Raw genomic sequence first — 21,016 nt, 5'->3', positions numbered from 1 at the left:
TGGGTTAATCAGGTGTTAATCCAAATAGAAAAATCGCCTTAAGGTTGCGTAAAAAGTTCGCGCTACCTTATAAGGTGTGCCACGAAGAAGCCGTCCCCGTGCGATCCGGGCCACCAACGGCGGGCCGTCACGCAGCGCCAGCCGGGGTGGCGCGCGAGGAAGGCAGAGACCTGGGCTTCGTTCTCTTCCCCGAGAATCGAGCAGGTGACATAGACGAGCGCCCCGCCCTCTTCGACAAGCGCCGCCGCTTCGTCGAGGATCGTCGCCTGGAGTGCGGTGAGCTCGGCTAGGCGCGCAGGGCTCAGCTGCCACCGCGCCTCGGCCTGGCGGCGCCAGGCCCCGGATCCGGAACAGGGCGCGTCCACGAGGACCAGATCCCAGGGCGCCTGCCTGGCCGGTTCGCCCAGCTTGAGGAGGGTGACGTCGGCGCCTGCGCGCCGCGCACGGGCCGGAAGATCGGACATGCGGCCGGCATCGGCGTCATGCGCCGCGACGGGGGTATCGAGCGCGGCCGCCAGGGCGAGGGTCTTTCCGCCGCCTCCGGCGCAATAGTCGAGGCATTTGAGGGGTCTTCCTTCGCGCGGCGCCGCCTCGGCGGCGAAGAGCGCCGTGGCCTGGGAGGCAGCGTCCTGAAGCTCCACCCACCCGTCCGCGAAGGCTGGCGCCTGGCGGAGGCCGCGCCCGCCACCCTCGACCGTGAGCGCCGTCGCGACCTCCGGATGCGGCGTGACCGCGATGCCCTCTTCGGCGAGGCGGCGGAGGGCGGCGTCGCGGGTCGTCTTCAGAAGGTTAACGCGCAGGAAGATGGGGGCGCGGGTGGACTGGGCCGTCATGACGGGCCCGAGCCTGTCGCCGAGGCCCTCGCGAAGCGGCGTGTCGAGCCAGTCGGGATAGTCGAGGCGAACAGGATCAGGCGCCGTGGCGGGATCGGCGGCGGCGAGGGCCGCGTGCTCTTCCGCCGAAAGCGGTGGCGGGGCGAAGCGGGCCTCGCAGAAGATCGGATCGAGCGGGATTTTCTGGAGCGTGAGGCTGCCGATCATCAGGGCGCGCCCTGTTTCCTCCCCTGCCCCCGAGGCCCAGAGGGCGGAGCGGCGGCGGCGGAGCGCGTCGAAGACGGTATCGCGGATCGCCGCCCGGTCGCCCGAGCCTGCGAAACGGTGCCGCCGGGCCCAGTTGGTCAGCGCCTGTTCGGCCGGCTGACCGGTGAGCACGGTGTCGAGGATTTCGATCGCGGCGGCGATGCGGGCAGCGGGGGTCACGGGGGGCCGGGCCTCAGGGCAGGATATCGTCGATGATGCGGTTCAGCGTACGCCCGACCGCTTCGACTGGCGAGAGACGTTCGGGAGGTTCCGGCGCGGCAGGTGCGGTGGCGGACCGGCTGACCGGTGCCTCGCCCGGCAGCCAGACCTCGATCAGCCCGGGTTCGGGGCGCGGCGTGAAGCCCGTGAAATCGCGCACATCCCCGTCGAAGGTTTGCGCGAGGTCCAGAGCGGCGGGACGATCGGCGGCGAAGTAGTAGCGGATCTGCGTGTCGGCGATGCCGAAGCCGTGCCGCCGTTCGGTGACGTCGCCAAACCCCATGGCCCGGATCTGGGCGCCGAGGACGCCGAGTTCGGTATCGGACGTGATACTGGGCGCGAAGAGGACGACGCGCCCGTCGCGTGGCGGCGCGGATGGCGTGACATCCGGGGGAGACGCGTCAGCCGTGGGGAGCGGCTCAGGCGTTGCATTGTCTTCAGGCAAGGCGGGTTGCGGCACGTTGTCGGCAAGCGGTTCGCTGCCGGCCTCTGCCAGAGGCGCGCCGTCAAACGCGTCGTCCTGCGTGTCGGAGGCGGAAAGCGCCTCTTCCGGCGACAAGCTATCGCCTGCGTCAGGCACGGGGCGCGCGCGCGGCCGGGCATCCTCATCCGATGCCTCGAAGACCGGCACGACTATTCCCGGGCGCGGTGCCGGCGGCGTCAGGCGAAGCGGGATCAGCAAGGTCGGCGTCACCGCGATTTCCGGCACCGGATCGGGAACCGGGATCACCAGAAGCCGGGGCGGCGGGGCCGTCGTCGAGATCAGGTTGTTCAGGTTGAACGGCATCATCGCAGGGCGGCCGCGGTAGCGCTCGTCGAAGCGCATCGTGGCCACCGTTTCCAGAGGTGGAGGTGCGGGCGCTGCGAGAGAGGGCAGCGGGCTGGGGCGCGGAACCGCTTCGGCAAGGCGCGGCGGCGGGCGGTTGAGCGGCGCGGGCGGCGTGCTGAGAAGACGGTAGGCGCCTGACGGCAGCGCGACAGCCCCGGGCGTGGCGGGGGCCGGAGCGCTGCGGGGCGGATCGCCCGTCAGCGCCGGCGCACCTGCTGGCCCCGCCAGCGGATCGGAAGGCGCGGCCTGCAGCGGAGAGGTGGCGAGCCGTTCGGGCGCCGAGGGTTTCGGTGGCAGAATACCGGTCTCGAACAGCGTGTAGACGACGGCGGCGGCGAGCAGGCCGTAAGAGAGGCCACCCCAGAGCAGGCGCCGTGAAAGACCGGCCGTCTTCTTTTGCCTGCTGCGCGGTTCGGAAGCGGGTTTTACCGGTGCGCCCGCAGGGGCGTCGCCCTCGTCTTCCGGCACCAACGCAGGCGGCACCCCGGGCGCTTCGGCAGGCGCGGTGAAGGGATCGCGGTGCCGGGGCGCAGCGGGGGTGCGCCGCAAGTCGCGCTCGTCCGGCAGATCGACGGGGGACGCAGGGGGCGTTGCGGACGACGCGTCGTCTGCGGGCTCTCCCTGCCCCGCAAGAGCGGCCTCGCGCCGGGCGCGCGCCTCCTCAAGCCGCAGATCCCACCGGCCCTGCCGCTTGTTCGGAGGCAGCCGCCGTATCGGGCGGCGCTTCGCCGTGCCGTTCTCTGGCCCGCCATTGGCCATTCTGACGCCCCCCCACATGGGAACACTTCGGTCAGATCCGTCTTAGGTTTACCTCATAAGGCGCAGATTTGCCATGAGATGCCCCGGGCGCACCCGGCCGGGGCGCGAACCGTTGCCGATCCGTGCACGATGCCGCCCATGCGGCAGCATTCGGCGTCAGCGAGAGTAGTTCGGCGACTCGCGCGTGATCGTCACGTCATGGACGTGACTTTCGCTGAGCCCGGCATTGGTGATCTTCACGAACTGGCAGTTGGTGCGCATCTCTTCGATGGTGGCGCAGCCGGTGTATCCCATTGCGGCGCGAAGCCCGCCCACGAGCTGATGAATCACCGTGCCGGCCGGCCCCTTGTAGGGCACCTGCCCCTCGATCCCTTCCGGCACGAGTTTGTCCGAGGCGGCGTCCGACTGGAAATACCGGTCTGCCGAGCCCCGCGCCATCGCGCCGAGAGAGCCCATGCCGCGGTAACTCTTGAAGCTGCGCCCCTGGTAGAGGATCACCTCGCCGGGGCTTTCATCGGTGCCCGCGATCATCGAGCCGACCATCGCGCAGGAGGCCCCGGCGGCGATCGCCTTGGCGAAATCGCCGGAAAACTTGATGCCGCCATCGGCGATCACGGGCACGTCGCCCGCGCCCGATGCGGCATCCATGATCGCCGTAAGCTGGGGCACGCCGACGCCCGCCACCATCCGCGTGGTGCAGATGGAGCCGGGGCCGATGCCCACCTTGATCGCGTCCGCGCCCGCGGCGATGAGCGCACGCGTGGCCTCTGCCGTCGCGACGTTGCCCGCCACGATCTGAACCTCGTTCGAGAGCCGCTTGGCCCGCTCTACGGCGATCGCCACGCCCTTCGAATGGCCGTGCGCGGTATCGATCACGATCACGTCGCAGCCGGCATCCACCAGCGCCTCGGAGCGTTCAAAGCCCTTGTCGCCCACGGTGGTAGCCGCCGCGACGCGCAGCCGCCCGAGCCTGTCCTTGCAGGCCTGCGGGTTCAGCACCGCCTGTTCGGTATCCTTCAGCGTCAGAAGCCCCGTAAGCTTGCCCGCGCCGTCGGTGACCAGAAGTTTCTCGATCCGCCGCGCCTTCATCAGCGATTTCGCCTCGTCGAGATCGGCGGGTTCGGTCAGGACGGCGAGATTGTCGGAGGTCATCATCACGCGGACGGGCGTGTCGTGGGAAGTGGCGAAGCGCATGTCGCGGTTCGTGACGATGCCGACGAGCCGCCCGCCTTCGCCCACCACCGGGAAGCCGGTGACGTTGTAGCGTTCCTGCAGGGCCTTGGCGTCTGCAAGCGTCTGGTCGGGCGTCAGCGTGATCGGGTTATAGACGATGCCCGATTCGAACCGTTTGACGCGGCGCACCTCGCGGGCCTGTTCCTCGATATCGAGATTGCGGTGGATCACCCCGATGCCGCCGGCCTGGGCCATCGCGATGGCCATGCGCGATTCCGTCACCGTATCCATCGCAGAGCTCAGGAGCGGGATGTTCATCGCGATGTCGCGGGTGACACGTGTGCGGGTATCGGCCTCGGACGGCAGGACGGATGACGCCCCCGGCACAAGCAGCACATCGTCGAAGGTAAGCGCCTCGCGAATCTCCATCAGGTCCTCTCCTCGGGAAGATCGGTTGGCAGGTTGCTATTACACGGATCGCGGGGGGCGAAAAGGGCCTTTGTCGCCGCCGCCCTCAGGCGGGGACGCGGGCGCCGGTGATCATGCGCTCGACCATGCCCCAGTAGATCCGCTCCAGCCGTTCGCGCGCCAGCCGCCCGCCTTCGCGGTACCAGGTGTTGACGCCGGTGAGCATGGCGATGAGCGCCATGGTGGTGATCCGCACATCCTCGACATCGATCACGCCGTCGGCCCGGCCCGCTTCGAGCAGGTCTTCGAGGATCCGCTCATAGGCGCGGCGCTTGGTCTCGATGACGGCGAAATTCCCGGGCGTCAGGCTGCGCAGCTCCATGTAGGCGATGAAGACGTCGTCGGGCCGCTCGACATGATAGGCGATGTGAAAGCGCGTGAAGGCCCGCAGCCGGCCGAGCGCATCCTCGGGCAGAACGACCGCCTCCCAGGCCGCAAGCAGATCGTCCATATGGGTGTCCATCAGTTCGAAAAGAAGCGCCTGCTTGTCTTCGAAATAAAGATAGATCGCCCCGGCCTGCACGCCGACTTCGGCGGCGATCTGGCGCATCGAGACGGCGGCAAAGCCATGCCGGGCGAAAAGCCGCAGGGCGGCATCGCGGATGCGGGGCCGCGTGATTTCGGAATGGGAGCCTGATTTGCGCGCCATGGGGGCAATGCTATATGAACGGGCGTTCATATCAAGCGGAGCTTGCGCCGCGCGGCCGGCGCGCCTAGCGTCGCGGCCATGGATGAAGCGCGCCAGACCCTGATCCTCGCCTGCCTGGCCACGGCCCTTCTGGCCGCCTGCGACCGGCGGCCCGAGGTGGACGCGGCGCTTGGGCCGCCGCCGCCCGGCACGGAGTATCCGGACCTTGTCTCCACGGCCGAAATCCTCGCGCTCGATGCAGACGTCCGGGAAGAGGAGCTCGCCGCCAATGCCGCGCTCGAGGCCCGCGGCGATGCGCTGCGCGGCCGCGCCGCGGCCCTTGCCAACGGCGACGCACCAGACTGACCCGCCCCTTCATGTGGCCGGAAATATCCCGGGGGGCCGCGCGGCACGCGCGGCGGGGGCAGCGCCCCCTCCGTCCCCTCCAACGGATTGCCGCCCCGAGCGCCTTGCGCTAAGCGAAGTCTCGCAGAACAGCCCCTGAGAGAGGACGACCCATGACTGCGCCCCTTCGCCTTGGCATCGCCGGTCTCGGCACCGTGGGGGCCGGCGTTGTCCGGATCCTCAAGACCCATCCCGACCTGATCGCCACCCGGGCCGGCCGCCCGATCGAGATCACGGCCGTCTCCGCCCGGTCGCGGGACAAGGACCGGGGCGTGTCGCTTGCGGGCTTCGCCTGGGAAGACGATCCCGTGAAGCTCGCCACGCGGGATGACGTGGATCTCTACATCGAGCTCATGGGGGGCTCGGACGGCCCTGCGAAAGCCTCGGTCGAGGCCGCGATCGCCGCCGGAAAAGACGTGGTGACCGCGAACAAGGCGATGCTGGCGCTGCACGGGCAGGAACTGGCCGAGGCGGCCGAAGCCCGCGATCACGTGATCCGCTTCGAAGCCGCGGTGGCGGGCGGCATCCCCGTCGTCAAGGCGCTGACCGAGGGGCTGGCGGGCAACGAGATCACCCGCGTGATGGGGGTGATGAACGGCACCTGCAACTACATCCTGACGCGGATGGAATCGGCCGGCCTGCCCTATGACGAGGTCTTCGCAGAGGCCGAGGCGCTGGGGTATCTTGAGGCCGATCCCACGCTCGACGTGGGCGGGATCGATGCGGGGCACAAGCTTTCCCTCCTCGCGTCAATCGCTTACGGGACGAAGGTGAATTTCGGGGCAATGGATCTTGAAGGCATCGAACGGATCTCGATCGAGGATATCCGGCAGGCCGCCGACATGGGCTACAGGATCAAGCTTCTGGGCGTGGCGCAGATGACCGGACGGGGGCTCGAGCAGCGGATGAGCCCGTGCCTCGTGCCCGCGACCTCTCCGCTCGGGCAGCTCGAGGGCGGAACGAACATGGTCGTCCTCGAGGGCGACGCGGTGGGCCAGATCGTGCTGCGGGGCGCGGGCGCCGGGGCGGGCCCGACCGCGAGCGCGGTGATGGCGGACGTGATCGACATCGCGCGCGGCACGCGGCTGTCGACCTTCGGACAGCCGGCCACCGCGCTGCGCCCGGCGCGCGGGGCGGAAGCCTCGGTCTCGGCGCCCTATTACCTGCGGATGGCGCTGGTCGACAAACCCGGCGCGCTGGCGAAGATCGCGGCGGTTCTGGGGGATGCGGGCATTTCGATCGACCGGATGCGGCAATACGGCCATGACGAGCCGACCGCCCCGGTTCTGATCGTGACGCACAAGACGACGAAGACCGCGCTGGACGAGGCGATTGCCGCGATGGGCAAGACCGGGGTTCTGAGCGGCGATCCGGTGGCGATCCGGATCGAAGAGGTCTGAACGCCCGCCGTTCTGCTTGACCCGGGTCAATACGCGGCGCGGTCTGTCGTCCAGAGTGGCGTCGAGGGCCGGTTCCGGCCCGCCACTCGGACCTGGGGACACAGGCATATGACAGAAGACGGGCTGTTCGAGGCGCTGATCGGCCACGCGGTTCTGGCCCCGTCGAGCCACAACACGCAACCATGGATCTTTGCCCCGCGCCCGGACGGTATCGCGCTTTACGCGGACCGCACCCGCGCCCTGCCGGTCAACGACCCCGACGACCGGGAGCTGCTGATCAGTTGTGGCTGCGCGCTGTTCAACCTGCGCGTCGCGGCTGCGGATCGCGGATTTCAAGCATCGGTTAACGTGCTGCCCGAGGCGGATGACGAGGATCTTCTGGCCCTGGTGGAGCTGACGCCCGGCGAGGACGCCGCCCTGCGCACGTGGGCCGGTGCGATCGGCCTGCGCCGGACATGCCACGGCAGCTTCAAGGCGGATCGTCCCGATGACCGGCAGATCGCATCGCTGGCCGCGGCGGCGGAGGCCGAGGGCGCGTGGGCGGAGTTTCTGGACGATCCGAAGCGGCGCCGTGCCGCTGCAACGCTTGTCGCGGAGGGCGACGCGGCGCAATGGGCCAATCCGCACTGGAGGCGGGAGCTGGCGCAATGGATGCACCCGCGCCGGCAGGGTGACGGGCTGGCCCTGCCCGGTGTCCTCGCTCCGGTGGCGCGCACCGTGGTGCGGGCGATCGACATGGGCGACCGGATCGCCACGAAGGACGCAGCGCTTGCGGAAACTGCACCTGTGCTTGCCGTCATCGGCACCGGTGCGGATGGGCCCAGGGACCGGATTGCCGCGGGTCAGGCGATGCAGCGTGTGCTGTTGATCGCGGCGGCGTCGGGGCTTCAGGCGAGATACCTCAACCAGCCGGTACAGGTGGCCTATCTTCGCCCCCGGCTTTCGGACCTCTGTGATCGTGGGGGCGTTCCGCAGAGTCTGATGTGCCTTGGCTACCCCGAGGCGCCTTCCGACCCCACGCCGCGGCGGAACCTCGACGCGGTGATCGAGCGCTGATGTCATGAGCCGGGCAGACGTGCACAGGAGAGACCGATCTTGCCCCGCTGCCGCTGCGACGGTAGGGGATGACCAGGACCCAATCCCAACCACCGGAGCTGAAGATGCCCGAATTTCATGACCGCCTGCTGTCGCTTGGCCTTGCGCGGGTCTCAGAAGCCGCCGCGATGGCCTCGGCCCGTCTGATCGGACGCGGCGACGAGAAGGCCGCCGACCAGGCCGCCGTCAACGCGATGCGCGATCAGCTCAACCGCCTCGACATCCGGGGCACCGTGGTGATCGGGGAAGGCGAGCGTGACGAAGCGCCGATGCTTTATATCGGCGAGGAAGTCGGCTCGGGAAACGGGCCGGAGGTGGATATCGCGCTTGACCCGCTGGAAGGGACGACGCTGACGGCGAAGGACATGCCCAACGCGCTGACGGTGATTGCGATGGCGCCGCGGGGCACGCTGCTGCACGCGCCCGATGTCTATATGGAAAAGCTGGCGATCGGCCCCGGGTTCCGGCGTGGGATCGTGACGATGGACATGTCGCCGTCGGAACGGGTGTCGGCGCTCGCTGCCGCGAAGGGCTGTTCGACCGAAGACATCACCGTCTGTGTCCTCGACCGCCCGCGGCACGAGGAGATGATCGCGGAACTGCGCACCACGGGCGCGGCGATCCGGCTGATCACCGATGGTGACGTGGCGGGTGTCATCCATTGCGCGGAGCCCGATATCACCGGGATCGACATGTATATGGGATCGGGCGGCGCGCCGGAGGGCGTTCTGGGAGCCGCCGCCCTGAAATGCATGGGCGGTCAGATGTTCGGCAAGCTTCTGTTTCGCAACGACGACGAGAAGGGGCGGGCCGAGAAGGCCGGGATCAAGAACCTCAACCGCGTCTATACCCGGGACGACATGGTGACGAGCGACGTGATCTTCGCCGCGACGGGCGTGACCGACGGCTCGCTTTTGCCGGGGATCAAGCGGGAGCCAGGGTTCCTGACCGCCGAAACGATGCTGATGCGGTCAAAGACCGGGTCGATCCGGCGGATGACCTATCGCAACCCGACGTGATGTGGCGCGGCGGCAGGCTGGCCGTCGCGGCGGTTCTCGCCGGTCTGGCGGGCCCTGCCCTGGCGCTGTCCTGCCTGCCGCCCGATCCGGTGCGGCTTTACACCGAGGCGCGGGACAGTGCCGATCCCTACCGGATCGTGTCGGGCCGGTTCGACAGGGTGCCGGATGCGGGCGCCAAAGCCGAAGACGCGCCGGTCACGTTCGAGGCGCGGCTCAAGGGCAGATCGCTTGGCCGGCTGGGATTTTCCGCCCCTTTCGACAGCGTGGTTGCCGTTGAACTGACCTGCCTGTCGGTCTGGTGCGCACCGCCCCCGGAAGCGGGGCACGACCTTCTGGTCGCGGTGCGCGAGGACGGCCAGCGGCAGATCGTGTCGTTGGGGCCCTGCCCGTCGAACGCCCTGCCACTGGATGCGGCGGGGGAGCAGGCGGTGGTGGACTGCCACCGTTCCGGCCTCTGCGCCTCCAAGTGAAGACGCCGGCCTTTCGCCCGGAAGCATCGTAAGATATAGTGGTCAAAACCGCCCCTAACACCACATCTCGGGATATGCCGAAGGATCACACCGTGCCGGATTTTCTTGGTGTCGCCGCGTCACTGACCGGCCGTCGGTGGACCGGCCCCGAGCCTGAAACCGCGCGGCAGGCAGAGCGGCTGCGGCAGGATACCGGATTGCCCGACCCCGTCTGCGCCGTGCTGGCCGATCGCGGCATCGACAGCGCGGAGGCGGAGGCGTTTCTGGCGCCGAAGCTCAAGGATCTGCTGCCCGACCCCATGACGCTGAAGGATATGGGGCCGGCAGCGGAGCGGTTCGTGGCCGCCGCCGGCCGGGGCGAGAAAATCGCGATCTTCGCCGATTACGACGTGGATGGCGGGGCATCGGCCGCGCTTCTGATCGACTGGCTGAGGGCGTTGGGACGGGTGGCGACGCTTTATATCCCGGACCGGATCGACGAGGGATACGGGCCGAATGCGCCCGCGATCGCCGAGCTTGCGCGCAACCATGACCTGATCGTCTGTGTCGATTGCGGGACGCTGTCGCACGAGGCGCTGGCGGCGGCGGGGGACACGGACGTGATCGTGCTCGACCACCACCTTGGCGGCGAGACCCTGCCCCCGGCGCTCGCAGTGGTGAACCCGAACCGGCAGGACGAGGATGGCGCGCTTGGCCATCTTTGCGCGGCGGGCGTGGTGTTCCTGATGCTTGTGGAGGCGAACCGGCAGCGGCGGGCGGCGGGCGCGCCGACGCCCGACCTGATGGCCCTTCTCGACCTCGTGGCGCTGGCGACGGTGGCGGATGTGGCGCCGCTGACGGGGGTGAACCGGGCCTTCGTGCGGCAGGGGCTGACGGCGATGGGGCGGCGGGCGCGCCCCGGGCTTCGGGCGCTTGCGGATGTCGCGCGGCTCGATGTGCCGCCCGCGGCCTATCACCTGGGCTATGTGATCGGCCCCAGGGTGAATGCCGGCGGACGGATCGGGGCGGCCGATCTGGGCGCGCGTTGTCTTGCGACGGCGGACCCCCACGAGGCGGCGGCGCTGGCCGAACGGCTCGACCAGCTGAACACCGAGCGGCGGGAAATTGAGGCCGCGGTGCGCGAGGCCGCCCTGGCGCAGGCGGAAGACCGGGGGACGGAGGCATCGCTTGCCTGGGCCGCCGGCGCGGGCTGGCACCCCGGGGTCGTGGGCATCGTGGCGGCGCGCCTGAAGGAAGCGCTGGGGCGACCGGCGGTGGTGATCGGGCTGGAAGACGGCATGGGCAAGGGATCGGGCCGGTCGGTCCCCGGCATCGATCTGGGCGCGGCGGTGCAAAGGCTTGCGGCGGAGGGGCTTCTGGAGAAGGGCGGCGGGCACCGGATGGCCGCCGGACTGACCGTGGCGGAGGCGAAGATCGAGGCGGCGATGGCACGGTTGTCGGAGCTTCTGGCGCGGCAGGGCGCGGGGGCGGACGGACCGCGGAGCCTGAGGATCGACGGTTTGATGATGGCCGGGGCCGCCACGCCGGAGCTTGTCGAACAGATCGAGGCGGCGGGCCCCTTCGGGCAGGCGGCCCCTGCCCCGCGCTTCGCCTTTCCCGACCAGCGGATCACCGATGCGCGCCGCGTGGGCGAGACGCATCTGAAGATCCGGTTCGGCGACACGGGCGGGCCGCAGGCCGAGGCGATCGTCTTCGGGGCGTTCGAGGGGCCGCTCGGCCCCGCGCTTCTGGCCCATGGCGGGGCGCGGTTTCACCTTGCCGGCCACCTGGAGATCAATCACTGGAACGGGCGCGCGCGGGCCCAAGTGAAGCTGTCGGATGCCGCGCCCGCCGGGTGAGCAACTGGCGGGGCCGCGCCTTTGCGTGTTCTGCGGCCTTCCCGGAACCGGGAAATCGACGCTGGCCGCCGGGCTGGCGCGCCATCTGGGAGCGGCCTACCTGAGGGTTGACGCGATTCGCGACGGGCTTTTCCAGTCAGAGCTTCGGCTGGGCGATGCGAAGGACGGGACCTATTGTGCGGCGCGGAGTCTGGCGGCGGAGAACCTGGCGCTCGGTCGCCCGGTGGTGGCGGACGCGGTGCACTGGACAGCGGCGTTGCGGCATCCCTGGACGGACGTGGCGGCGCGGGCCCGAGCGCAGCTTCTGTGGATCGAAACCCTGTGCTCGGACCCTGCCATCCGGCAGGCCCGGATCGAAGCGCGAGCGCAGTCGGGGAGGAAGAGCTGGCGGAAGGTTGGCGCGCTGGGGATGGATCCGGTGGAGCACGCCGACATTCGCATCGAGACCTGCGGCATGCCGCCAGAGGAGAGCCTTGCGGCGCTGATCAGGGCCCTTCCGGATTCAGCCGAACCGGGAACGGGGCTTGGCTGAAAATTCCGCTTGCCTCCCCACGCGGGTTTCCCTAGATAGCCCCTCACCACCGGTAAGGCCCGTTCGTCTATCGGTTAGGACGCCAGGTTTTCAACCTGGAAAGAGGGGTTCGATTCCCCTACGGGCTGCCACATTCTCCTCCAGTTTTCGTCGCGTCCTTGCTGGGCTCCGGCCGGGGACGCAAGTTCACCTGGCAAGCGCGGAGACGTGACTGGCTTTTGACGGGGCGCGCTCATAGGCTAAGGTTGATCGGCATGCCGGTATTTCGAGGGCATGCGTTTCCGATGCCAGATGAGGGCCTGTTATGACAGCACGTGATATTTTCCTGAGCCGAGCCATCCTGGGCCTGGCCGCCGGCCTGGTTCTTTCCCTGTCCGCGGCGGTGGCCGCGCTGGCGGAGGTGCCCGGGATCGAGCCCTTCGTGGGCACGTATTCCGGATCTGCCGAGCTTGTTCTCGCGGACGGCACAAAGCAGAACCGCGATCTGAATGTGGAGATCGCACAAAGCGACGCCGGGTTCTCGGTCGCCTGGGGCACGATCACCTTCCGGCCCGACGGGCGCACAAAGGAACGCTCCTACAAGATCGGGTTCGTGCCGAGCAAGGAAGACGGGCTTTTCGCGGCCGCGATGAAGAAGGATCTGTTCGGGCATGACGTGCAGCTCGACCCGATGAAGGGTGAACCCTATGTCTGGGGGCAGCTGAACGGCGATACGCTGACCGTCTATGCGCTGTTCGTCGATGCGACCGGGGGCTATGAGATCCAGCAATACGACCGGACCCTTGCCGAGGGCGGGCTGCAGCTTGAATTCAGCAGTTTCCGGAACGGGGCCGAGCAGCGATCGCTTTCGAGCTTTCTGAAGCGGCAGTAGGCGCTTTTCGGGGCGCGGATGTCCCGGGGCTGCGCCCGGGACACCGGCAGATCGTTTCTATTTGCGGGTGATCGTCCGCATTCCCAGCATCTTCGAGAACGAGAAGCCCGAGCCGCCGTCGGGGGCCGCGGTGTTCGAGCGGCGGATGACGAGCGGCCAGGGGAATTCGGCCATGTGCCCGTGGCGCGGGATGATCGACGCCGTGGATGGCTTGCGCCGGCTGATCAGCGGGATCGGGAAGTTCGCCATATGCGCGTGGCGCGGGAAGATCGAGGCCGTCGATGGCTTTCGCTTGCTGATCAGGGGGATCGGGAAGTTCGCCATGTGGGGCTGACCCGGGATCAGGGCGTTTTTCCCCGTCTCTTCGTTGATCAACAGCGGGAAGGGCACGGTGGCCATGCGCTGATGCCGCGGGAAGATCGAACGCCCCGAGGGCCGCCGCCGGCTGATCAGCGGGATCGGGAAATTCGCCATGTGGGCGTGGCGCGGGATGATCGAGGCCGTCGACGGCTTGCGGCGGCTGATCAGCGGGATCGGGAAATTCGCCATATGCGCGTGCGGCTTGATGATCGAGCCGGTATAGGGCTTGCGCTCGTCGAGAAGGGGAAAGAACTCCTTCGTGAAATGCGGATGGCTCGTCATCACCGAACCCTGAAGCGGCTTGCGCCGGCTGATCAGGGCGATGGGCCAGTCGGCCATGTAATAGGCCGTCTTCTTGTGATCGCGCGGACGGGAGAGAAGAAGCGGATGATCTTCCAGCAGGCTGAGGGTCGCGGTGCGCACCTCGTCCTTGACGTAGACCTCTTCCACGAGATCGCCCATATCCGCCGCGCCCATCTCGGCCGCGACATCGCGGGTGATCTGGGCGACGCCGAGCGGCTTGTATCCGGCGCGGACGAGTAGGACGGCGCCGCCATTCGCCAGCCTCTCTTCATAGGCGCGGATCGTTTCGGGTTCGACGTGGTCGGCTTGCAGGGCTGCCGCAAGGCCCCTTGGGCTTTCGAAGAGATCGAGGATCTTGAGGGAGAAGCGGCGCCAGTGCACGAGTTCGTGCTTGACGGACCGGGCCTGCGCTGCGCTGTCGAAGTACCGAGTAATGACGACTGTCATGATGCCTCCACCGGGTTGGGGTGCGCGTCTGCGGGCGACCGCAGCGACTGTGGTGTTTCGCCATTCCTGGACAGGGCCGCGCCGAGCGGGATCGCGGCGATGACGGCCAGGGCCAGGAAGACGATGTCGATCCCGAATACTGTATTATAGGGCGCGTGCGCCGGAAGTCCGGCAAGACCGCCCGTTGCGACGAGAAAATCGCGCACGCCGCCGGCAAGCGCGATGCCGAGCCCGGCGCAGGTGGCCTGAACCGCGCCCCATGCACCGAGCGCGAGGCCGATCTGGCCCTTGGGCGCCCGGCGGATCGCCGCGGTGAGGGTGGCATGGCCGAACAGCCCCGCGCCGAGACCGGTGGCGAACGTTCCCGCAAGGAAGAGCGGCACGCCGCCGCCGGAGGACGACACGACGATGGCCGCGAAGCCCGGGACGCCGATCGCCGCGCCGATGCGCCCCAGCATCACTGCCGGATACCCGCGTCCGAGCACGCGCGAGGCGATGCCGAAGCCGATCAGCGTGCCGGTGGCGAAGAGCGCCGTCAGCTTGGTTGTGCTTGCGACGGAGAGACCGAGCGCTTCGGCCCCGTAGGGTTCGAGAAGCACGTCGGCCATGCCGAACCCGAAGGTCCCGAGACCGATCACGACCAGCAGCCGGATCGTTCCCGGTGTCGACACGAGGCGGCCCCAGGCCGCGCCGAAGCTTTGCCGGGGCGCCGTTTCCATATCGCGGGCACGGATCCTGTCACGCGCCTCCTGCTTCCAGAGGGCGCAGAGGTTCAGGCCCACGGTCACGACCGCCGTGCCCTGGATGACCTGCACCAGGCGGCCAGGCGTGTAGGGTTCGAGAAGAAGCCCGTAGACGAGCGCGCTTGCGACCATGCCGAACAGGAGCATGACGTACATCAGCCCGACGACCTTGGGATGATCCTCTTCCCGGACGAGATCGGTCGCGAGGGCGAGGCCCACCGTCTGTACCATGTGGACCCCTGCCCCCACCAGCAGGAACGCGAGCGCGGCGGAGGAAAGCCCGACCCAGCGCGGCGCATCGACGGCCTCGCCGAAACCGGACAGGACCAGAAGCGCGAAGGGCATGATCGCGAAGCCGCCGAACTGATAGAGCGTGCCCTTCCAGATGTAGGGCACACGCCGCCAGCCAAGGGCGGAAACGTGGGAATCGGATTTGAAGCCGATGAGCGCGCGCAGCGGCGCGAAGAGAAGCGGAAGCGCCAGCATGCCCGCCACCAGAGTGGCCGGCACCTTGAGTTCGACGATCATCACCCGGTTCAGGGTACCGACGAGCAGGACGAGCGCCATCCCCACCGTGACCTGAAAGAGCGAAAGCCGAAGGAGGCGCGACAGCGGCACGTCGTCTGTCGCCACATCCGCGAACGGCATGTATTGCGGCCCGATCCGGGTCAGCTTGCCGAGCGCGAATGCTTTGTAGTCGAAGGCCATAAATCCACCATGGGCCCGGCCGTCCTGCGGACGGGACGGCCGATGGCTTTGGGATAACACGCCTGCCGGAAGCAGTTCCGGCAGGTGTCAGCTTGCTCTAGTTGGCCACACTGAGTGGTGCCGATGCCGCAATGACATCCGGAGCCAGAACAGCCTTGGTCGTGGTGCCGTCGGGAAGAATGACGGTCAGTTCCTGCGCGCCGCTTTGAAGCTGCGTTGCATAGGAGGCCGGCTTCACGGTGTCATCCGTATCGGTGCTGTTGAAGAACGCCATGCCTTCGCCAGAGCCAAGCTCGGCGCCGATCAGGTAATCTTCGTACCAGTTGGTTTTCGAGAGCACGGCAACGTGCACGGCGAAGGACGCAACGGCGACACCGCCGAGGAAGAGGGGAATGCCCACGGTCGGCTTTACGACCAGCCACATTTTCGCATTGTTCATGAGAGGCCTCCCTTACCCGAGCCAGGGCGTGGTGAATGCGACGAGGATATGCGCCAGAAGCGCAATCGCACCGAAGACCCGTGTGCCATCAATGATGTAGCTGTGGACTTCCTCGGCTTCTTTCAGCGTAAGGCCGGTTGGCCATACTTTGTCTGGATCATCGGACATGCCGTTTTCCTTCTAAGATTTTTCGTTCCCGCGGTGCCCGCCGGGTGAGCACTTGCCCCGCCCCCGCTGCGATCGGGCCGATTGAGCCATTTCGCCGCCTGCGTCACCATGTCGCTACTATGTCATAATTTGTAGACAATAATAGTGTAAATTTTTCTTTACATATTTCAGGTGTCCCGCTGGCGTGCCGAATACACCCGGATATGACGGAATCCCGAGGATCACGACGCACTAACCTGCTTTTTTTCTTGAGAGAACCGCGTCAGGGACGCGAAATGTCCCCCGCCTGCCGGGCCGCCGAAAACCGGCAGATCGGGCCGGCCGTTCCCCCGCCCGCCCCGATCAACACAGCAAGAGACTCGAGCGCGGCGCCCGCCGCGGCGGCACCGTCCGCAGCCGCCGTCTCGGAAAAGAACACGATATCCGAGGAGCCTTCGTGCACGGCCGTGGCCGCGCTGTCGCGGGTGTTGAAGCCCCAGCACAAGATCCCTGCCCCCTGCGCGTAAACCACGAGTTCGGGGTTGAGCGGAAAGGAGGCGGGATCACCGCCCAGCGGCGCGAAGCTGTCGGCCGCGGGATCGGCCTGGCGAAGCCGCAGGGGGTCTGACGACAGACGCGCCGCGTCATAGGCGCCCATGGGCGCGCGGTGGATCACCGAAACCGTGTTGTAGAGATCGACCGCCGGAATTCCGGTGTCCGCCATCTGCCCCTTGCGGGCGCGGCGGAGAAGCGCCTCGATGCTGGAGGCGAATTTCGACGGCTTCACGCCAAGCGCGCCGTAAGCCCTGCGCCAGCGCGCGATTTCGGGGAGGGCCGTGATCGGATCGACCGCTGCGATCTCGGCCATGGCGGCCTCGATCCGCGCGGCCTGTCCGGCCACCACAGGGGCGAGTGCCGCCTGATCGGGGATGACGGCGCGCAGGGCCAGAACCTCGACCTCGGGGAAGGCCGCGATCACGCTGGCGTCGATTTCGAATGTGACGTTGTCGGCCATATGCCACCCCTGCTTCGTGATCCGGCGATCCGTTGCCGGGGACGATGGCGTGGTGCCCGTCAGATGACAACCGCCCGGCGCATGCGGTTGATCTCTCTCAGGATGGAATAGACCGTGGCGACGGAGGTTTTCGCGTTCCCCGGCGACGGAGCATTTTCGATTTCGACCGCAAAGCGCCCGAGCGCAGAGGTCACGACGTAATGGTGGATATTTGCGCGGGCCGCCGGATCGGCGACGAGTTCGACAGACGTCGCCGCGAAGCCGGGACCGGCGAGGGCCAGCGTCGCGGCCACATTGGCGTTCTTGCGATAGGTCTGCGCCGCCTCGCGGGCGTTGCCCCGGAAGAAAACGGCTGGCTCGGTGAGGGCGGACAGATCGAGGAACGCCTCCGCGGCGGTGCCCTTCCACGCCGCCGGCGGTTTTGTCCCGCGATAGCTGACGCTGAGGCCGCCTGCCGGCGCGAGGGCCGCGAGGAGATCGACACCGCCGACGGCGCCCGCGGGCAGGATGATCCGGGTGCCCCCTGCATGTGCGGCCGCGTTGAGGCGGGCGGCGAGCGCATCGTCGGCCAGCGCGCCGACCGAGGCCACGATCACCGGAAGACCGGCATCGAGGAGCGGCGGCACGAGATCGGCGACAGCCCCCTGACCCGCGCATTCCGCCACGATATCGGGGCGGGCGTCGGCGAGGGCGTCGGGTGTGTCGACTACCGTGACAAAAGGCGCAGCGGCCGAGGCCGCAAGCGCCGACCGGGCGCGCGCCTCCCGTCCCGGGCGGACGAGGACCGTGAGGGCTTCAACCGGTTCGGCTTCGAGAAGCCCGAGAAGCGTTTCGGTGATGTTGCCATAGCCGATGATGCCGAGATGCATGAGACGTTCCAACTGCCTGCCGCCCGAACCGATCTGCGGGCGCCCGGCCAGTCATAGGGCCGGAAGTGCGGGGCGGAAAGGTTTGCACCGGGCGGCCTTTCTCTTCATCACTGGCGGCAAGATGAAGAAGGGAGATTTGCCATGCCTGATCTGAACCAGCCGCTTGGGGGCAACGAGATGCCGCGCTTCGGCGGGCCGGCGACGATGATGCGGCTGCCCGCACAGGCGACGGCCGAAGGGCTTGATGCCTGCTTCATCGGAATCCCGATGGATATCGGGGCGTCGAACCGGGCGGGCACGCGGCTGGGGCCAAGGCAGATCCGCGACGAAAGCCGGATGATGCGGCCCTACAACATGGCGACAGGCGCCGCCCCTTTCGAAAGCCTGCAGGTGGCCGATATCGGGGATGTGCCGATCAACACCTTCAACCTGCCGGCCACGGCGGACATCATCACGGAGCATTACCGCGAGGTCCTGCGCCACGGGGCGGTACCCCTTACGCTTGGCGGCGATCACACCCTGACTTGGCCGATCCTGCGCGCGATCAAGGAACGGCACGGGCCGGTGGCGCTGATCCATGTCGATGCCCATGCCGATACGAGCCCCGATATGTTCGGCGAGGCAGTGGCCCATGGCACGCCGTTCCGCAGGGCCTGGGAGGACGGATGCCTGATCAACGACAAGGTCTGGCAGATCGGGTTGCGGGGCACGGGTTATACGCCCGAGGATCACGACTGGGGCCGCGAGAAAGGCTGGACCGTGGTGCCGGCGGAGGCGTGCTGGTACCGCTCTCTCGCGCCTCTGATGGAGGAGGTGCGGGAGAAAATCGGCGATGCGCCCGTTTACCTAAGCTTCGACATCGACGCGCTCGACCCGGCCTTCGCGCCGGGCACGGGGACGGTGGAATCGGGCGGGCTTTCGTCGTGGCAGGGGCTTGAGATCGTGCGGGGATGCATGGGGCTGGACCTCGTCGGCGGGGATCTTGTGGAAGTGTCACCGCCTTATGATCCGTCGGGGAACACGGCGCTGATCGCCGCAAACCTGTTGTTCGAGATGCTTTGTGCCCTGCCCGGCGTGAAGCGACGCGGCGCGCCGGGGGCGTGACGCAATAACGGCGTGACGACATGCGTTCTTATCACCGGCTGCTCCGGGGGCGGCAAGTCGACCTTGCTTGCAGCGCTTCGCGAAGCGGGAGAGCGCTGCGACGACGAGCCCGGCCGCCGGATCGTGGCCGAGGCGCGTGCGGGCACCGGCGCGGCCCTGGCTTGGGTCGACCCGCTGGCTTTCGCGCGGCGGGCGGTGGAGGTGTCTCGGGCGGATCTGGAGGCCACGCACCGGATGGCGGGCCGGGTGTTCTTCGACCGGGGGCCGATCGATGCGGCGGTGGCACTGGAGCACGCGGGGGGCGCGTGCCTGGCCGATACGTTGTTGGATGGGTCGCCCTATGCCGACCCTGTGTTCCTGGCGCCGCCCTGGCCCGAGATCTTTGCCACCGATGACGATCGTCCGCACGGCTTCGCCGCAGCCGCCGCGGAATGCGCGCGGATCGAGCGGGCACTGGACGCGCCGGGACACCGGGTGCTGCGCCTGCCCAAGGCGCCCGTGGCGGAGCGGGTCGCCTTTGTTCGCAATGCACTCAAGGGCGCATAGCCGGGCAAACTGCCGATGGACGGCGGGTTTTCTGTCTGTGGTGGTGCCCCCACACGGCATCAAAGAACTATATCTTGATGCCCCAACCTGACCCACCAATTCTGTAAAATATAGTCATATAGTGACTTAGTCGTTTCACCCCGTCCCATTCTACCCCACTATACCCCATATGTTGTGGGGGGATTGCTAGGGGGATTGAAATGGCCCGTGCCCTGCACAAGCTCAGCGCCGCGACCGTGAAGGCCGCTCCTCAAGGGAAGCACTCCGACGGCGGGGGCCTCTGGCTCTATAAACGCGCCGATGGCGGGGCGCAGTGGGTATTGCGATACACCATTCATGGGCGGCGCCATGAAATGGGCTTGGGGCGGTTCCCCGATGTTGGCCTAAAGGACGCACGTACAGAGGCCGAGAAGTGGCGCGCGGTGGTGCGGCAGGGAAAGGATGCCATCAAGGAGCGGGAGCGCCAGCGCCGAGAGGCGGAGCGCAACATGCACATTCTTAGTGAGATCGCGCTCGATGCATTCGAAAGCCGAAAGGCCGAGCTGAAGGGCGACGGCAAAGCGGGCCGCTGGTTTACGCCACTGGAACTGCATGTTCTGCCGAAGCTTGGCAGAATGCCGATAGCTGAAATCGACCAGCGCGATATCCGCGACACGCTCGCTCCGATTTGGCACACCAAAGCCGATACCGCTCGAAAGGCGATGAACCGGCTGAGCATCTGTTTACGTCACGCGGCAGCTCTGGGTCTCGACGTGGACCTTCAGGCGACAGACAAGGCACGCGCCCTTCTGGGCAAACAGCGCCACACGCCAAAGCACGTCCCTGCCCTGAAATGGCAGAAGGTTCCCGCTTTCTACCAGAGCCTTGGCGGTTCAGTGACCGAACTGGCTTTGCGTCTTCTCATCCTGACAGCGGTCCGGTCTTACCCCTTGCGCCACATCCACGAAGACCAGATTGATGGCGATGTCTGGACCATCCCTGCAGAGGCGATGAAAGGCCGCGTGGGGGCTACGTCCGAGTTCCGGGTGCCGCTATCGACCGAAGCGCAGGAGGTCATTCAGGAGGCGCGGAAGTTCGCCCGAAACGGCTTTCTGTTCCCAGGTGTCCGCAAAGGCGTGACATCCGACATGACGATGAGTTCTTTCATGAAACGGCGCGGGATGGAGGCGCGGCCCCATGGGTTCCGGTCGTCATTTCGGGACTGGTGCGCGGAAGCGACGAACACACCGCGTGATGTGGCCGAGACGGCTTTGGGTCACGTCACGGGGGCAGCGGTCGAGCGGGCTTATCGGCGGACGGATTTTCTGGAGCAGCGGCGCGTTTTGATGGAGCGGTGGGCTAAACTGCTAGGTAAGCCGTATGGAACTTCAGTGGTGAATTTTCGGAATGAGGCACAAGATAGTGTTGCAAGGGACGCCTAGGGGTGCTATAAGTTGATGCGGGCTACCGTGTCTTTGGCGCGCTAGTCTATACTGTCCGTCGTCAGATGATTTGGGACAGGGTGGCTTGATCTGTAACGGAGGCCCTGGCTCGTTGTGGTTCCAGCTTAT

Annotated in this window: 21 protein-coding genes and 1 tRNA gene; 12 read left to right on the top strand and 10 right to left on the bottom strand. The window is 67.5% G+C overall.

Features of this window, described 5'->3' with window-relative positions; translation table 11 throughout:
* Positions 1-62: 62 nt before the first annotated feature.
* The 4 genes from RXV90_RS19515 to RXV90_RS19500 all read right to left on the bottom strand — a co-directional run bounded on the left by RXV90_RS19515 (position 63) and on the right by RXV90_RS19500 (position 5,176).
* Complete coding sequence (locus RXV90_RS19515) at positions 63-1,259, bottom strand: RsmB/NOP family class I SAM-dependent RNA methyltransferase (RefSeq protein WP_316650846.1); 1,197 nt, start codon at positions 1,257-1,259, stop codon at positions 63-65.
* A 13-nt stretch (positions 1,260-1,272) separates the two neighbouring features.
* Positions 1,273-2,886, bottom strand: coding sequence for a hypothetical protein (locus RXV90_RS19510; protein WP_316650844.1), 1,614 nt, complete (start codon positions 2,884-2,886; stop codon positions 1,273-1,275).
* 156 nt (positions 2,887-3,042) lie between these two features.
* Positions 3,043-4,488 (bottom strand): IMP dehydrogenase, encoded by a 1,446-nt coding sequence (gene guaB, locus RXV90_RS19505; protein WP_316650843.1) that lies wholly within the window; start codon positions 4,486-4,488, stop codon positions 3,043-3,045.
* 85 nt (positions 4,489-4,573) lie between these two features.
* Entirely contained in the window at positions 4,574-5,176 is a 603-nt protein-coding gene (locus tag RXV90_RS19500; RefSeq protein ID WP_316650841.1) for a TetR family transcriptional regulator, read from the bottom strand.
* A 78-nt stretch (positions 5,177-5,254) separates the two neighbouring features.
* Between RXV90_RS19500 and RXV90_RS19495 the strand changes: the two genes are divergently transcribed.
* The 9 genes from RXV90_RS19495 to RXV90_RS19455 all read left to right on the top strand — a co-directional run bounded on the left by RXV90_RS19495 (position 5,255) and on the right by RXV90_RS19455 (position 12,785).
* Complete coding sequence (locus RXV90_RS19495) at positions 5,255-5,521, top strand: hypothetical protein (RefSeq protein WP_316650839.1); 267 nt, start codon at positions 5,255-5,257, stop codon at positions 5,519-5,521.
* Positions 5,522-5,673: 152 nt separating this feature from the next.
* On the top strand, positions 5,674-6,960 hold the full coding sequence (locus RXV90_RS19490; RefSeq protein ID WP_316650836.1) for a homoserine dehydrogenase: 1,287 nt from the start codon (positions 5,674-5,676) through the stop codon (positions 6,958-6,960).
* A 108-nt stretch (positions 6,961-7,068) separates the two neighbouring features.
* On the top strand, positions 7,069-8,016 hold the full coding sequence (locus tag RXV90_RS19485; protein ID WP_316650834.1) for an Acg family FMN-binding oxidoreductase: 948 nt from the start codon (positions 7,069-7,071) through the stop codon (positions 8,014-8,016).
* A gap of 104 nt (positions 8,017-8,120) precedes the next feature.
* Positions 8,121-9,074, top strand: a complete 954-nt coding sequence (glpX, locus tag RXV90_RS19480) for a class II fructose-bisphosphatase (protein ID WP_316650832.1) — start codon at positions 8,121-8,123, stop codon at positions 9,072-9,074.
* Positions 9,074-9,544, top strand: a complete 471-nt coding sequence (locus RXV90_RS19475; protein ID WP_316650829.1) for a hypothetical protein — start codon at positions 9,074-9,076, stop codon at positions 9,542-9,544. Before glpX ends, RXV90_RS19475 begins: the two co-directional genes overlap by 1 nt.
* Before the next feature lie 74 nt (positions 9,545-9,618).
* The gene (recJ, locus tag RXV90_RS19470; RefSeq protein ID WP_316650827.1) at positions 9,619-11,382 is read left to right on the top strand and encodes a single-stranded-DNA-specific exonuclease RecJ; all 1,764 of its coding nucleotides are present in this window, start codon (positions 9,619-9,621) and stop codon (positions 11,380-11,382) included.
* Entirely contained in the window at positions 11,363-11,914 is a 552-nt protein-coding gene (locus RXV90_RS19465; RefSeq protein ID WP_316650825.1) for an AAA family ATPase, read from the top strand. The genes recJ and RXV90_RS19465 overlap by 20 nt, the downstream gene beginning before the upstream one ends.
* 56 nt (positions 11,915-11,970) lie before the next feature.
* A tRNA-Glu gene (locus RXV90_RS19460) sits at positions 11,971-12,045 on the top strand.
* 173 nt (positions 12,046-12,218) lie between these two features.
* Positions 12,219-12,785 (top strand): hypothetical protein, encoded by a 567-nt coding sequence (locus RXV90_RS19455; RefSeq protein WP_316650823.1) that lies wholly within the window; start codon positions 12,219-12,221, stop codon positions 12,783-12,785.
* 57 nt (positions 12,786-12,842) lie between these two features.
* Here the strand turns inward: RXV90_RS19455 and RXV90_RS19450 are convergent, their stop codons facing one another.
* From RXV90_RS19450 to RXV90_RS19425, 6 genes are all read right to left on the bottom strand, one after another.
* Positions 12,843-13,895 carry a PucR family transcriptional regulator gene (locus RXV90_RS19450; protein WP_316650821.1) on the bottom strand — a complete coding sequence of 351 codons (1,053 nt, stop codon included), beginning with the start codon at positions 13,893-13,895 and terminating at the stop codon, positions 12,843-12,845.
* A complete protein-coding gene (locus RXV90_RS19445; RefSeq protein WP_316650819.1) occupies positions 13,892-15,346 on the bottom strand; it encodes a PucC family protein in 1,455 nt (484 codons plus the stop codon). Before RXV90_RS19445 ends, RXV90_RS19450 begins: the two co-directional genes overlap by 4 nt.
* A 97-nt stretch (positions 15,347-15,443) precedes the next feature.
* Positions 15,444-15,785 (bottom strand): light-harvesting protein, encoded by a 342-nt coding sequence (locus tag RXV90_RS19440; protein WP_316650817.1) that lies wholly within the window; start codon positions 15,783-15,785, stop codon positions 15,444-15,446.
* A 12-nt stretch (positions 15,786-15,797) separates the two neighbouring features.
* Positions 15,798-15,953, bottom strand: coding sequence for a light-harvesting antenna LH1, beta subunit (gene pufB, locus RXV90_RS19435; protein ID WP_316650815.1), 156 nt, complete (start codon positions 15,951-15,953; stop codon positions 15,798-15,800).
* Positions 15,954-16,215: 262 nt separating this feature from the next.
* Positions 16,216-16,947 (bottom strand): B3/B4 domain-containing protein, encoded by a 732-nt coding sequence (locus RXV90_RS19430; RefSeq protein ID WP_316650814.1) that lies wholly within the window; start codon positions 16,945-16,947, stop codon positions 16,216-16,218.
* A gap of 59 nt (positions 16,948-17,006) precedes the next feature.
* Complete coding sequence (locus tag RXV90_RS19425) at positions 17,007-17,828, bottom strand: aspartate dehydrogenase (RefSeq protein ID WP_316650812.1); 822 nt, start codon at positions 17,826-17,828, stop codon at positions 17,007-17,009.
* Between the two features lie 129 nt (positions 17,829-17,957).
* Here RXV90_RS19425 and speB point away from each other — a divergent pair, with 129 nt between their 5' ends.
* From speB to RXV90_RS19410, 3 genes are all read left to right on the top strand, one after another.
* Entirely contained in the window at positions 17,958-18,920 is a 963-nt protein-coding gene (speB, locus tag RXV90_RS19420; RefSeq protein WP_316650810.1) for an agmatinase, read from the top strand.
* Between the two features lie 12 nt (positions 18,921-18,932).
* Positions 18,933-19,466, top strand: coding sequence for an AAA family ATPase (locus RXV90_RS19415; protein ID WP_316650808.1), 534 nt, complete (start codon positions 18,933-18,935; stop codon positions 19,464-19,466).
* Between the two features lie 200 nt (positions 19,467-19,666).
* Positions 19,667-20,887 (top strand): tyrosine-type recombinase/integrase, encoded by a 1,221-nt coding sequence (locus RXV90_RS19410; RefSeq protein ID WP_316650806.1) that lies wholly within the window; start codon positions 19,667-19,669, stop codon positions 20,885-20,887.
* Positions 20,888-21,016: the final 129 nt, after the last annotated feature.

Source organism: Ovoidimarina sediminis, from assembly GCF_032586175.1.
GTDB lineage: Bacteria > Pseudomonadota > Alphaproteobacteria > Rhodobacterales > Rhodobacteraceae > Ovoidimarina > Ovoidimarina sediminis.
This window is presented reverse-complemented; position numbering and strand designations above follow the sequence as displayed.

Bases quoted from the DNA above. Each gene is read 5' to 3' on its own strand.
- RXV90_RS19510 (WP_316650844.1), bottom strand. From the start codon at position 2,886: ATGGCCAATGGCGGGCCAGAGAACGGCACGGCGAAGCGCCGCCCGATA.
- guaB (WP_316650843.1), bottom strand. From the start codon at position 4,488: ATGGAGATTCGCGAGGCGCTTACCTTCGACGATGTGCTGCTTGTGCCG.
- RXV90_RS19500 (WP_316650841.1), bottom strand. From the start codon at position 5,176: ATGGCGCGCAAATCAGGCTCCCATTCCGAAATCACGCGGCCCCGCATC.
- RXV90_RS19495 (WP_316650839.1), top strand. From the start codon at position 5,255: ATGGATGAAGCGCGCCAGACCCTGATCCTCGCCTGCCTGGCCACGGCC.
- RXV90_RS19490 (WP_316650836.1), top strand. From the start codon at position 5,674: ATGACTGCGCCCCTTCGCCTTGGCATCGCCGGTCTCGGCACCGTGGGG.
- RXV90_RS19485 (WP_316650834.1), top strand. From the start codon at position 7,069: ATGACAGAAGACGGGCTGTTCGAGGCGCTGATCGGCCACGCGGTTCTG.
- glpX (WP_316650832.1), top strand. From the start codon at position 8,121: ATGCCCGAATTTCATGACCGCCTGCTGTCGCTTGGCCTTGCGCGGGTC.
- RXV90_RS19475 (WP_316650829.1), top strand. From the start codon at position 9,074: ATGTGGCGCGGCGGCAGGCTGGCCGTCGCGGCGGTTCTCGCCGGTCTG.
- recJ (WP_316650827.1), top strand. From the start codon at position 9,619: ATGCCGAAGGATCACACCGTGCCGGATTTTCTTGGTGTCGCCGCGTCA.
- RXV90_RS19465 (WP_316650825.1), top strand. From the start codon at position 11,363: ATGCCGCGCCCGCCGGGTGAGCAACTGGCGGGGCCGCGCCTTTGCGTG.
- RXV90_RS19455 (WP_316650823.1), top strand. From the start codon at position 12,219: ATGACAGCACGTGATATTTTCCTGAGCCGAGCCATCCTGGGCCTGGCC.
- RXV90_RS19450 (WP_316650821.1), bottom strand. From the start codon at position 13,895: ATGACAGTCGTCATTACTCGGTACTTCGACAGCGCAGCGCAGGCCCGG.
- RXV90_RS19445 (WP_316650819.1), bottom strand. From the start codon at position 15,346: ATGGCCTTCGACTACAAAGCATTCGCGCTCGGCAAGCTGACCCGGATC.
- RXV90_RS19440 (WP_316650817.1), bottom strand. From the start codon at position 15,785: ATGAACAATGCGAAAATGTGGCTGGTCGTAAAGCCGACCGTGGGCATT.
- pufB (WP_316650815.1), bottom strand. From the start codon at position 15,953: ATGTCCGATGATCCAGACAAAGTATGGCCAACCGGCCTTACGCTGAAA.
- RXV90_RS19430 (WP_316650814.1), bottom strand. From the start codon at position 16,947: ATGGCCGACAACGTCACATTCGAAATCGACGCCAGCGTGATCGCGGCC.
- speB (WP_316650810.1), top strand. From the start codon at position 17,958: ATGCCTGATCTGAACCAGCCGCTTGGGGGCAACGAGATGCCGCGCTTC.
- RXV90_RS19410 (WP_316650806.1), top strand. From the start codon at position 19,667: ATGGCCCGTGCCCTGCACAAGCTCAGCGCCGCGACCGTGAAGGCCGCT.